Source organism: Alcanivorax sp. HI0083 (assembly GCF_001635175.1).
Genome location: NZ_LWFX01000961.1, coordinates 1 through 12,315, shown reverse-complemented (window position 1 = coordinate 12,315; position 12,315 = coordinate 1). Strand labels below are relative to the sequence as shown.

Annotated in this window: 10 protein-coding genes; 7 read left to right on the top strand and 3 right to left on the bottom strand. The window is 58.9% G+C overall.

Features of this window, described 5'->3' with window-relative positions; translation table 11 throughout:
- Together glmS and A3754_RS11065 are read left to right on the top strand one after the other, a co-directional pair.
- Positions 1–1,034, top strand: a 1,034-nt coding sequence (glmS, locus tag A3754_RS11075) for a glutamine--fructose-6-phosphate transaminase (isomerizing) (RefSeq protein WP_063519727.1), incomplete at its 5' end; no start/stop codon positions are given.
- Between the two features lie 375 nt (positions 1,035–1,409).
- Positions 1,410–4,679 carry a carboxyl transferase domain-containing protein gene (locus tag A3754_RS11065; RefSeq protein ID WP_063519725.1) on the top strand — a complete coding sequence of 1,090 codons (3,270 nt, stop codon included), beginning with the start codon at positions 1,410–1,412 and terminating at the stop codon, positions 4,677–4,679.
- Between the two features lie 293 nt (positions 4,680–4,972).
- Here the strand turns inward: A3754_RS11065 and A3754_RS26625 are convergent, their stop codons facing one another.
- The gene (locus A3754_RS26625; RefSeq protein WP_197468627.1) at positions 4,973–5,131 is read right to left on the bottom strand and encodes a hypothetical protein; all 159 of its coding nucleotides are present in this window, start codon (positions 5,129–5,131) and stop codon (positions 4,973–4,975) included.
- Positions 5,132–5,372: 241 nt separating this feature from the next.
- Between A3754_RS26625 and A3754_RS11060 the strand changes: the two genes are divergently transcribed.
- The 4 genes from A3754_RS11060 (at position 5,373) to A3754_RS11045 (ending at position 9,008) form a co-directional block, all read left to right on the top strand.
- Positions 5,373–6,215: a transposase gene (locus A3754_RS11060; protein WP_231880589.1), complete on the top strand. Its 843-nt coding sequence runs from the start codon at positions 5,373–5,375 to the stop codon at positions 6,213–6,215.
- Between the two features lie 36 nt (positions 6,216–6,251).
- Positions 6,252–6,539 (top strand): hypothetical protein, encoded by a 288-nt coding sequence (locus tag A3754_RS11055; protein ID WP_197468626.1) that lies wholly within the window; start codon positions 6,252–6,254, stop codon positions 6,537–6,539.
- A gap of 117 nt (positions 6,540–6,656) precedes the next feature.
- On the top strand, positions 6,657–8,021 hold the full coding sequence (locus A3754_RS11050; RefSeq protein ID WP_063519722.1) for a Na+/H+ antiporter NhaC family protein: 1,365 nt from the start codon (positions 6,657–6,659) through the stop codon (positions 8,019–8,021).
- Between the two features lie 54 nt (positions 8,022–8,075).
- Positions 8,076–9,008 carry a DUF808 domain-containing protein gene (locus A3754_RS11045; protein WP_063519721.1) on the top strand — a complete coding sequence of 311 codons (933 nt, stop codon included), beginning with the start codon at positions 8,076–8,078 and terminating at the stop codon, positions 9,006–9,008.
- Between the two features lie 71 nt (positions 9,009–9,079).
- Here A3754_RS11045 and msrB read toward each other — a convergent pair whose 3' ends face one another.
- On the bottom strand, positions 9,080–10,141 hold the full coding sequence (gene msrB / locus A3754_RS11040) for a peptide-methionine (R)-S-oxide reductase MsrB (RefSeq protein ID WP_063519720.1): 1,062 nt from the start codon (positions 10,139–10,141) through the stop codon (positions 9,080–9,082).
- Between the two features lie 145 nt (positions 10,142–10,286).
- Between msrB and A3754_RS11035 the strand changes: the two genes are divergently transcribed.
- A complete protein-coding gene (locus A3754_RS11035) occupies positions 10,287–11,138 on the top strand; it encodes a DNA ligase (protein WP_063519719.1) in 852 nt (283 codons plus the stop codon).
- A 72-nt stretch (positions 11,139–11,210) separates the two neighbouring features.
- On the opposite strand, the gene A3754_RS11030 is transcribed toward A3754_RS11035, so the two are convergent.
- On the bottom strand, positions 11,211–12,315 hold a 1,105-nt coding region (locus A3754_RS11030), incomplete at its 5' end, for a 5'-nucleotidase C-terminal domain-containing protein (protein ID WP_197468625.1).

Sequence of the window (12,315 nt, the reverse complement as noted above, 5' to 3'; positions counted from 1 at the left end):
AAACCCTGGAAGGTCGCATCGACAACCCGGCAAGCCTGATCGAATCCTTCGGCGCAAAAGCCCCGGCGATTTTCGACAAGGTTAAGACCGTGCAGATCGTCGCCTGCGGTACCAGCTACCACGCCGGCATGGTGGCCCGCTATTGGCTGGAAGATATCGCTGGCATTCCCTGCCAGGTGGAAGTGGCCAGCGAGTTCCGCTACCGCAAGCACGTGGTGCCGGAAGGCACCCTGTTCGTCACCATTTCCCAGAGCGGCGAAACCGCCGATACCCTGGCGGCCCTGCGCGACACCCAGTCACCCAATTACGTGGGTCGCCTGGCGGTGTGTAATGTGGATAGCTCCTCCCTGGTGCGCGAATCGGAACTGGTGTTCCTCACCAAGGCCGGCCCGGAAATCGGTGTGGCCTCCACCAAGGCGTTTACTACCCAACTGGTTGGGTTGTTGATGCTGGTGTTGGCACTGGGCCGACAAAAAGGCCTGGCGGATAACGAGATTGAAAAAATCCTGGAAGAGTTGCGCCAGCTGCCCAACCTGATCGAGCAGGCTGCCGCGCTGGACAAACCCATCGAAAAACTTTCCGAAGCCTTCGTGGAAAAACACCATGCCCTGTTCCTGGGCCGTGGCGTACAGTTCCCGGTGGCGCTGGAAGGGGCGCTCAAGCTCAAGGAGATTTCCTACATTCACGCCGAAGCCTATGCAGCGGGTGAATTGAAGCATGGCCCCTTGGCATTGGTAGACAGCGAAATGCCGGTGGTCTCCGTGGCCCCCAACGACGAACTGCTGGAAAAACTGAAATCCAACCTGCAGGAAGTCCGCGCCCGTGGCGGCGAGCTGTACGTGTTCGCCGACAAGAACGCCCACGTAAAAGAAGGCGAAGGTATCCACGTGCTGAACATGCCGGCGATACCGGAAACCATCTCTCCCATCGTCTATACCGTGCCGTTGCAGTTACTCAGCTATCATGTGGCCGTGCTGCGGGGGACAGATGTGGATCAGCCGCGGAATCTGGCGAAGTCAGTGACGGTTGAATAAAAGCAGTGAATAATTAATAGTGAATAGTTAATAACGAGCCCGGCTATGCCGGGCTTCAGGTTGCTGACGAACCCTGCCTTGAGCGGGGTTCGTCGTTTCTGGGCGGTGATCCGTGGGTCAGGAGAGTGGATTCTTGGACTGGACCGGTTCGAGGAGTCAGGGTCGGACCAGAAGGACGCGTCAACTAAGCTAACCCTTGGGTTGTCGCCTCTCCAGACTCCGGTACACGGACTCATTGCTAGCTGGATGGCCTTTTGAGCCGGCCGACAGCATTAACCCAATGCATACCCCTCCATGCACCCCGATCAATGCCATCGATAACCCCAACTGGCTACACTGTGGTCTTTGCCGTCGAATCTAAGACTGGAGTCCGCCGTGTCCGTCCCGTTTTCTGCCATCCTGATCGCCAACCGTGGTGAGATTGCCATTCGTATTGCCAATGCCTGTGCGGATCTGGGGATTCGGTCTGTGGGGGTGTTTGCCGAAGATGATCAGGCATCCCTGCATACCCGTCAGGTGGATGAGGCGGTGGCGTTGCCGGGCCGGGGTGTGCCCGCCTATCTGAAGGGCGCGCAGCTGATTGCCATTGCCCGGGAGCAGGGCTGTGAGGCCATCCACCCCGGTTATGGCTTTCTGGCAGAAAACGCGGATTTTGCCGAGCAGTGCAGCCAGGCGGGGCTGGCCTTGATCGGGCCGGGAGCGCAGACCCTGCGGTTGTTTGGCGACAAGGCGGCGGCCCGCGCGCTGGCGGCGAAGTGTCAGGTACCGTTGGTGCAGGGCACTGCGCAGGCGGTGTCGCTGGAAGAGGCAAAAGCCTTTATGGCGTCACTGGACGGCAGTGGCGTGATGATCAAGGCACTGAGCGGCGGTGGCGGGCGCGGTATGCGAGCGGTCACTGACCCCAATGATCTGGAAGCGGCGTATCAGCGTTGCCAGTCGGAAGCGAAAGCGGCCTTCGGCAATGCGGCGGTCTATGTGGAGCAGCTCATCACCGCCGCACGGCATGTGGAAGTGCAGGTGCTGGGCGATGGCAGTGGGGCGGTGAGTCATCTGTGGGAGCGCGACTGTACCCTGCAGCGTCGCCACCAGAAGCTGGTGGAATTTGCCCCGGCGCCAGGTCTCGATCCTGCCCTGCGCGATCGCATCATCCACAGTGCCCTGACTTTGGCCGCCGAGGTGCACTATCTGGGGATCGGCACCTTCGAGTTTCTGGTGGAGCCGGAACAGGGTCGTTTCTACTTTATGGAAGCCAACCCGCGAGTGCAGGTGGAGCACACCGTCACGGAACAGGTAACCGGGGTAGATCTGGTGCAGAGCCAGATTTGTCTGGCGGCGGGGGCCAGCCTGGCGGACCTGCAGCTGGATACGCCGCCGGTTTGTGACGGCATGGCGGTACAGCTGCGCCTGAATATGGAAACCCTCAAGGCCGATGGCAGCACCGCGCCGTCCGCCGGTACCCTGACGGCCTATGAGCCTGCCAGCGGGCCAGGGATCCGGGTGGATGGCTACGGCTATGCGGGTTACGCGGTGAGCCCGGCCTACGATTCCCTGCTGGCCAAGCTGATTGTGACAGGCGCGGATTACGGGGCGGTATTGCAACGCGCCCGCCGAGCACTGAAACAGACCCGTATCGCCGGCGTACAAAGCAACCTCCCACTTTTGCAGGCGTTGCTGACCAGTGACGCGGTGCAGGCCAATGCGGTCACCACACGCTATGTGGAAAGTCATCTTGCCGAGTTGTTGGCGGCCCTGCCTGAGGTGTCTGCGGAATTGCCCGCCGCTGGATCGGCTCAAACCATGGAAACCGTGGCGATTCCTACTGGCTGCGATGCCTTGCTCAGCCCCACCACTGGCGTACTGGTGTCCGTGCTGGTCAATGAGGGCGCGACCGTGCAGGCAGGTCAGGTGGTAGCGGTGCTGGAAGCCATGAAGATGGAGTTTGAAATTCGCGCCACCATGGCGGGTCGGGTTCACAGCCTGGCGGCCGAGGAGGGCGATGCGCTGAATGAAGCCGCGCCGTTGTTGTTTGTGGAGCCCGGCGAGGTGGATGGGCCCGCCATCGCCACGGAAGAAAGCGTGGATCTGGACCATATCCGCAAGGACCTGGCCGAGGTGCTGGATCGTCATCACGCCATCAGCGACGAAGGCCGCCCGAAGGCGGTGGAAAAACGTCACCGCAAGGGCAAGCGAACCGCCCGGGAAAACCTGGATGATCTGCTGGATACTGGCAGCTTTCAGGAATACGGCGCCATGGCGCTGGCGGCCCAGCGTCGCCGTCGCAGTGCGGAAGAGCTGCAGGCCATGAGTCCGGCGGATGGGCTGATCGGTGGTACCGGTACGGTCAACGCGGATCAGGTGGGTGAGCAGGCGGGTCGGGTCATGGCCATGAGTTACGACTACACCGTGTTCGCCGGTACCCAAGGGGTGATGAATCACAAGAAGACCGATCGCCTGCTGCAACTGGCCGGGCAGTGGAAAATGCCGCTGGTGTTGTTCGCCGAAGGCGGCGGTGGCCGCCCCGGTGATACCGACTTTGTCGGTGTGGGCGGACTGGACTGCCCCACCTTTGCGGCCATGGCAAAACTGTCCGGCGAGGTGCCGCTGGTGGGGATCGGCTCCGGTCGTTGCTTTGCCGGTAACGCGGCCTTGCTGGGCTGCTGTGATGTGATTATCGCCACGAAGGATTCCACCATCGGCATGGCCGGTCCGGCCATGATCGAAGGCGGTGGCCTGGGCCGTTATACCCCGGAACAGGTGGGCCCGGTGGATATGCACACTGCCACCGGCGTGGTGGATATCGCGGTGGACGATGAGGCCGACGCGGTGGCCGTGGCCAAACAGTACCTGTCCTATTTTCAGGGCACGGTTGAGGATTGGCAGGTCGCGGACCAGCGCGAACTGCGCCACAAGATTCCGGAAAAGCGTACCCGTGTTTACGACATTCGCAACGTGATCGAGACCCTTGCCGACAGCGGCTCGGTGCTGGAACTGCGGCGGGGCTTTTCGCCGGGCATGATCACGGCGCTGATACGAATCGAAGGCAAACCGTTCGGATTGATCGCCAATGATCCCACTTACCTGGGCGGTGCCATCGATGCGGTGGGTGGCGACAAGGCAGCGCGTTTTATGCAGCTGTGCGAAGCCTTCGGCCTGCCCATGGTGTCCCTGTGCGACACCCCTGGCTTCATGGTCGGCCCGGAAGCGGAAAAGCAGGGAACGGTACGCCATGTGTCGCGCATGTTTGTGGCCGCTGCCAGCCTTACCGTTCCGTTTCTCACCATCGTGCTGCGCAAGGGGTATGGTCTGGGTGCCCAGGCCATGGCGGCAGGCAGTTTCCATTCGCCGCTGTTCATCGCGGCCTGGCCCAGCGGCGAGTTCGGCGCCATGGGGCTGGAAGGCGCCGTGCGGCTTGGCTTCGCCAAGGAACTGGCGGCCCAGCCGACCCCCGAGCGTCAGGAGCGTCTGTTCAACAAGCTGGTGTCCAAGGCGTATCAACAGGGCAAGGCCCTGAACATGGCCAGCTTCCTGGAGATCGATGCGGTGATTGATCCGGTGGACACGCGTCAGTGGATCCTGCGCGGGTTGAATGCGTCGGGGTTCAAGACGGGTACCCACGGTGGGCGGCCGTTTGTGGATACGTTCTGAAAAAGCAGCTACGAGCTACGAGTTTCGAGCTGCGAAAACCTGGCCGGAGCGGCTTGCAGGTTTTGCCTTTCGAAACTCGCATCTCGCAACTCGTTACTGTCTTTTCGCCAGCAGGCTGGTTATTCGCTGCGCTCACCACTTCGGGGCCGCGCTGCGTGCGTTACTCCGCTGCGCTACGTTCCTGCGGTGGGCGTGGGGTAGCAGGCGATTTTGTAGGAGCGGTCGTTCGACCGCGATAGCCGTGGCACGGCTTACCCGGTTCGCGGTGGAACCACCGCTCCTACAGTGGGGCGTTAATCCCTTGCCGGGTCGTAGCGCAGGCGGTCGATGACCAGGCGGAACGCGGAGCTGATGTTGCGGCGCCCGGAGTAGCACAGGCAGAAGCCGTCAAAGGGCGGGCACCAGTCTGCCAGTACCCGGCGCAGGGCGCCCCCAAAACTAATCGGGGACACGCATGAATTGGGGAATGTCTTACGGGGTTTGTGGTTGTTTTCTGATGTAGTTGGGTTTGAGTAGTCAGTAGTGTTGGGTGATGGATAAGCAAGGAGGCTTGTAATGACCCGAGCGCGTTATAGCCAGGTTTCGCTGGATTCCACGTCTTACTATCACTGTATCTGCCGCTGTGTGCGGCGGGCCTTTCTGTGTGGTCAGGATCATTATTCCGGTCAGGATTATGAGCATCGCCGCCAATGGGTGGTGGATCGCCTTGCCGTGTTGGGTGAGGTGTTTGCCATCGACCTTTGTGCCTATGCGGTGATGTCCAATCATTACCATGTAGTCCTTCGTATTAACCAGAAGAAAGCCTTGGGCTGGTCTGATCAGGAAGTGGCAGACCGGTGGATGCAGTTATTCAGAGGGCCATTGATCGTCACACGTTGGCTCAAGGGAGAGACTGAGTCCGCGGAAACGCTTAAGGCATTGGAGATCGTGCAAACCTGGCGTGAGCGCCTGTATGACCTTGGCTGGTTCATGAAGTGTCTAAATGAGTATCTGGCCCGTAAGGCCAATGAGGAAGATTGTTGTAAGGGCCGGTTCTGGGAAAGCCGCTACAAATGCCAGGCCTTGCTGGATGAGAAGGCGGTGCTGCAGTGTATGGCCTATGTGGATCTCAACCCGGTGCGCGCGGCTATGGCAGAAACACCTGAGGAGTCCGATTACACTTCGATTCAGCAACGCTCAGAAGCCGTTATGTCAGAGTCTGAAGACAACCTAAAGCCCACACTTCTGCCGATGGTTGCTGCAAATACAGCGGAAGCAGAGGATGACGATACGGTATGCCGTTTTCGATTAATGGACTATCTGGAGCTTGTCGATAGCACAGGCCGGGCTGTCCGCGATGACAAGCGTGGCGCAATCTCAGCACATGCGGCAGGTGTGCTGGATCGTCTGGGAATAGATGAGAAGGCGTGGTTAGCCCATATGAAGCCGAAACAGCAGCGGAAGCCCATTGCATTGGGTGCGTTGGATAAGCTGAAAGAGTACGCACAGATGACGGGACGCAAATGGATTGCGGGGCAAAGCCTGGCGGGATGGTAAATTGCTATTTTTGCTGATTAAATTTATGCGTGTCCCGTGTTTCCTCGTGTTTCCGTGTTTCCTTCCCGATTGATCGCACCGCCAATCACAGCGGTGTTGCTCAGCAGCGTGCCCACCCCGTTGACCGGTACCGCCAGCGGGGTGTTCAACACCAGTCGTCAGGTGGGCGGTGCGCTGGCGGTGGCGGTGTTCGGGGCACTGCTGGCTCAGTCGTCCAACTTTATGGTGGGGCTGCGATTTAGCCTGGTGTTGGCCGCTGGCGTTGCGTTACTGACGGCCATGTTCAGCTTGCGTCTGCAGGCGCCGGGAGTGACGCATGAGTAAGTGGCTTTCCTGAAATGCCTTGCGCGTGCAGGCGGGCAGGTTTCGTATCGGGGGTTGCTACCGTCACTGCCATGAAATCTCTACACTGGGCTGATCATTCAATGATCGGGGCGACTCATGAGCGAAGCCAAGACCCAGAACGCCGTCATTCCCCGCGCCTGGCCCCTTCTTCCCTTGCTGTTCTTTCTGGCCGTGTTTCTCGGCAGTGGCTTGTATTACACCTCCCTGGGGAAAGATTTCGCCTTCTACCAGATCAAGGCACCGGTGGTGGCCATGGCAGCTATCGTGTTGTCCATGCTGATGGCGCGGGTGGCCGGTCAGCGGGTCAACGCCAGCGTGGATCGACTGCTGGCGGGGATCGGTCATCCCAACCTGCTGCTTATGTGCCTGGTGTTCCTGCTCGCCGGGGCGTTTGCCAGCGTCAGTGAGAGCATTGGCAGTGTGGAGGCCACCGTGCAGCTGGGGCTGACCATCATTCCTGCCCAGTGGGTATTGCCCGCCCTGTTCCTGATTTCTGCCTTTATCGCCACCGCCATGGGGACCTCCATGGGCACTATTGCGGCCACGGCGCCCATTGCCGTTGGCTTTGCCGGGGCCACGGAACTGTCCGTCCCGCTGGCCTTGGGTGCGGTGGTGGGTGGTGCCATGTTTGGCGACAACCTGTCGATGATTTCCGATACCACCATTGCGTCGACTCGCAGCCAGGGCGTGTCGTTGAAGGACAAGTTCCGGGTCAATATCTGGATTGCCGTGCCGGCGGCAGTGCTGACGGTGCTGTTGTTGATTGTGCTGGGTGGCGGTGAGCACCAGGTAGAAGCCGAGCCCTTCCGGTTTGCGCTGGTGGTGCCCTACCTGCTGGTATTCGGGTTGGCGCTCAGTGGGCTGAACGTGCTGGCGGTACTGATCGTGGGTATTGTCACTGCCGGGATCACCGGCATGGTGATGATGCCGGACTATACGCTCGCCACCATGAACGGGGCTATCTACAAGGGCTTTGAAGGCATGTTCGAAATCATGCTGCTGTCCATGTTGATTGGTGGTCTCTCACAATTGATGACGGATCAGGGCGGCACCCGCTGGGTGATCGAGCGGATTCACGGGCTGACAAGATTGCTGAAGTTGCCACTGCAAAAAGCAGGCGAAGTAGGCATTGCCCTGCTGGTGGTATTCGCCAATATCTTTGTGGCCAACAACACCGTGGCCATCGTGCTCACCGGCGAAATGGCCCGCGACATTGCCAACGATCACGGCGTGGACCTGCGCCGTTCTGCCAGCCTGCTGGATATTTTTTCCTGCGTGGTGCAGGGCCTGATTCCCTACGGTGCCCAGGTACTGCTGGCCTGCTCCATCGCTGAGCTGTCTCCCCTGGCGCTAATCAGTTCCATTCATTATTGCTGGGCCCTGGCCATTGCCGGTATCGCCGCGATCGCCATTAACCGGCCGCGCTTGCCGCTGCCTGATAAAGAGAGTGTGGAGGCGTGATAGGCTTGTCGATACGATTTTTCGGATTGATCCCATTGTTTAAGGATAAATGACGTGGCAGGAACCAGTTTGTTGACGTTGCTGGATGATATTGCAACGGTGCTTGATGACGTGTCAGTGATGACCAAGGTGGCGGCAAAAAAAACCGCAGGGGTGCTGGGGGATGACCTGGCATTGAATGCGGAGCAAACCTCCGGCGTTCGTGCGGAACGTGAGCTGCCGGTGGTGTGGGCGGTGGCGAAAGGCTCCATGCGCAACAAGTTCATTCTGGTGCCTTCGGCGCTGTTGATCAGCGCTTTTCTTCCCTGGTTGATTACGCCGCTATTGATGCTGGGAGGGGCGTACCTGTGTTACGAAGGGGTAGAAAAACTGGCGCATAAATTTCTTCATGGCAAAGAGGATGCTCAGCACCATGAAGAAAAACTTAAAGCCATGGCAGACCCGGATATGGATCTGGTCGCTTTTGAGAAAAATAAAATCAAAGGTGCGGTGCGCACCGATTTTATTCTTTCCGCAGAAATTATCGTGATCGCTCTGGGCACAGTGCAAGACGCGCCTTTCGTTCAGCAGGCGATGGTAGTGAGTGTCATCGCAATCGCCATGACGATTGGCGTTTACGGTCTGGTGGCCGGCATCGTCAAGCTGGATGATGCGGGCTTGCATTTGATTGAGACGGCTAAGCAAAAAGGCGGAAAAGCCCGTGAGGCTTTGGGGAAAATGTTGCTGGGCTTTGCCCCGCGTTTAATGAAGTTTCTTTCTATTGCGGGTACGGCGGCCATGTTTCTGGTAGGTGGTGGAATTTTGCTTCATGGCCTGCCGGGCAGCCACGATGCGCTGCATCATCTGGACGACGCCATGGCGCCATTGCCGTTGTCGGGTTTCCTTAGTGCTGTGGCGCCCATGCTGGCGAATCTGGTGTTGGGTATTATTGCCGGAAGTGTCTTATTGCTGTTGGTCAACGGTGCAGGGAAATTGAAAAAACAGTAAGAGAGAACGAAAAATTGACATGAAAAAAGCGCGAACAGTAAAAACTGCTCGCGCTTTTTTTTGCAAAAGAATTATTCAAATAACGAGAGGTGCTTCTCGTAACCCTGTTCTGCCATTTGATCGACGGGAACAAACCGTAACGCGGCGGAGTTCATGCACCAGCGTTTCCCGGTGGGCGCAGGGCCGTCTCCGAAAACGTGGCCAAGATGAGAGTCCGCATAGCGGCTGCGTACTTCCGTGCGGGTGGTGAACAGGGTGTTGTCCTCGTGCACGGTGATAAAGGATTGATCAATGGGTTGGGTAAAGCTGGGCCAGCCGGTGCCAGACTTGTATTTGTCTTTCGACGAAAAAAGCGGTTCGCCACTGATCACATCCACATAAATACCTTCGGCCTTGTTGTCCCAGTAACGGTTCTGGAAGGCGCGCTCGGTGGCATCTTCGCGGGTGACCTTGTAGACCAGTTCCGGCAGGGATTTTTTCAGTTCCTCGTCGCTGGGGCGCTCAAAATTATCCGGCCCCTGCCATGACTGGGTGACCTTTTTTTCAAGCCAGGGCCGGTGGCTCGGGTCGTCCCAGTGCTCTTCCAGGAACTGGTCCCTGCCGGAGCGATAGCGGTAGTACTTGTACTTGATGGAGTGCGTTTTGTAGTAGTTCTGGTGGTAGTCTTCGGCCGGATAGAAGGTATCCAGTTTGGTGACATCGGTAACGATGGGCTTGTCGAAACGGCCGCTTTTTTCCAGGGCAGCCCGTGACGCTTCGGCGATTTTCTTCTCGTCAGCCGTCTGATAAAAAATTTCGCTGCGGTACTGTTTACCACGGTCCACAAATTGCCCGTTGGCATCGGTTGGATCAATGTGTTGCCATAACCAGGTCACCAGATTGGCATAGCTGACTATCTCGGGGTCGTAGATCACCTTGACCGCTTCGGTGTGCCCGGTGTTTCCGGATGCCACCTGCTCATAACTGGGGTTCAACTCGTCACCACCGGCATAACCACTGATGGCATCGCTCACGCCGTCCAGTTGCTCAAAGTCGGACTCGGTACACCAGAAACAGCCACCGGCGAAATAGGCTTCGGCAGCCAGGCTCGGCGCGCTGATCACCAGCAATCCCATTAATGTGATAATTCGCATAATTTTTTACCTCCTGCCTGTTGGATGCAGCCGATCGCGATTTGTTGCAACTGTTATGGCTTACATCACCGGTGTGCGCAAACGGACAGGGCGCACGGCCGGAATCTGTCATGGTGCCAGCCTGACATAAACCGGGGAGGATGCCGTGAAGAGCAGACAAAGGCTGGCCATTATTGGCCTGTGGTTAATGGCCGGGTGGTGCCTGGCGCAGGGCCCGGCACTACAGCTGGCGCAGAGCTATGAGAAAGGGATGGCGCTGCAGGGGTATTGGGTCAGCGAAAAGCTGGACGGGGTGCGGGCCTACTGGAATGGGGAGCAGTTGATCAGCAAAGGCGGGCACGTGATCAAGGCGCCGGCCTGGTTTGTGCGCGGTTATCCGGATACGCCCATGGATGGAGAGCTGTGGATGGGGCGCGGGCGATTTGCACAGGTGTCCGCTGCGGTACGCCGGTTGCAGCCCGATGCAAAGGAGTGGCGACAGATTCGATACCAGGTGTTTGATCTGCCCGCCAGTGAGGCGCCTTTCTCGCAGCGTATTCAACAAATGAAGGCGCTGGCGTCAGCCAGTAATGCCTATACGTTTTCCGTAATAGAGCAGCAGCCCGCGTCCAGTCACGCGGCACTGTTGCAGCGGCTGGACAAGGTCATGGCGGCGGGAGGTGAAGGCCTGATGCTGCATCACGGGGACAGCCTGTACCAGGCGGGCCGCAGTGATGCGATTCTGAAAGTGAAGACCTACCAGGATGCGGAAGCCGTGGTGGTTGGCCACACGGAAGGGAAAGGCAAGTACCGGGGCATGCTGGGGGCGTTGGTGGTGCAGCGGGACGATGGCCGGCAGTTCCGCTTGGGCACCGGCTTTACCGATAAACAGCGCAAAACGCCGCCACCATTGGGCACCACCGTGACCTACAAGTATTTCGGCAAAACAGCCACGGGGCTGCCACGCTTTGCCAGTTTTCTGCGGATCAGAAACGACGAACCGTTGGCAGAGCCGTAACGGCAGTTTTGTGGTTTCGGGTGCAGCGATGTCACCCGGCCCACCCTGTGATGGCAGGCCGGGATGAATGCCTCAGGGCTGCAGGTTCAGCTCGTAGATGGCTTCGTTGCCGCTGTCATCCAGCAGGGAGGCCATAAAGCTGCCGCCGGCACCGGCCACCGCGTCGGCCACGAAGTTCTTGGCGCGGTCGGTGTTGGGTACCCGGAAGACGATTTGCAGATCACTGCTGTAACCCAGGATCGGTGCGAAGGACCAGTTGTTATCGGCGGTAGGCGTTACCGGGCTGTTGTCCTGGATGTAATTGCCGACCACCTGGCGGTTTTCGTCCGGGGATTCGATGACGATATGATCGCCGCCGGTGCCGGCAAAGTTACCGCCGCCTGCACGGTAGTTGTTGGTGGCGATGAGAAATTCCTGGGCCGGGTCGATGGCTGCGCCTTCGAACTGCAGATTGGCGATGCGAGTACCGTCGCTGACCTTCTTGCAGTCACGGTCATAGCGGGCCGGTTCGGTCACATCAATCTGGTAGGTCACGCCATCGATCACATCGAAGTTGTAGGTGGGGAAGCCACTGAAATCCACCAATTCCTGGCGGTCGGCGGTGTCGGTGATCTGGAAGAACTGTGAAGCAGAACATTCCAGCCACTGCTCCAGTTCGGCCCCGGTTACCTTCACTGCCATCAGGGTGTTGGGGTACAGGTACAGGTCGGCGATGTTCTTCACTTGCAGTTCGCCGGCCTGCACTACGGTAAAGCTGCTTTCCTCGGCACAGACGCCATCACGATCACAGGCTTTGAAGGGGGCGGCGGCGGACAGCACCGGCAGCCCATCCAGTTCGGTGCCGACAATGGCGTCTTCCACATAGTCTTTCTGGGCATCGCTGACGATCTGGATGGAAGGGTCATCTTTCACCACCGCCAGGAAGCTGAAGATGTCGTCAGTGGACTCGCCGATCACCTGACCCATGTAGTCCAGGGTGGCGTCGTGGTCGGGTTTCACCAGGGCGGTGAGGGCGGCATCCGCTTCGCCCTCCGGGTCCAGGGCCCGGGCTTCCACCTTGCTGTCCACCATGGTCCAGCTTTCGCCGTCCTCATTGAGCGCCAGGGTCAGGTCGATGATACCCAGGTGGCTGCCCCAGAAACCGGGCATGACCGACGGCACTCCCTTAATGGTGCCT

Excerpts from the sequence above, each read along its gene's own strand:
- A3754_RS11050 (WP_063519722.1), top strand. The coding sequence starts at position 6,657 with ATGAGCGAAGCCAAGACCCAGAACGCCGTCATTCCCCGCGCCTGGCCC.
- msrB (WP_063519720.1), bottom strand. The coding sequence starts at position 10,141 with ATGCGAATTATCACATTAATGGGATTGCTGGTGATCAGCGCGCCGAGC.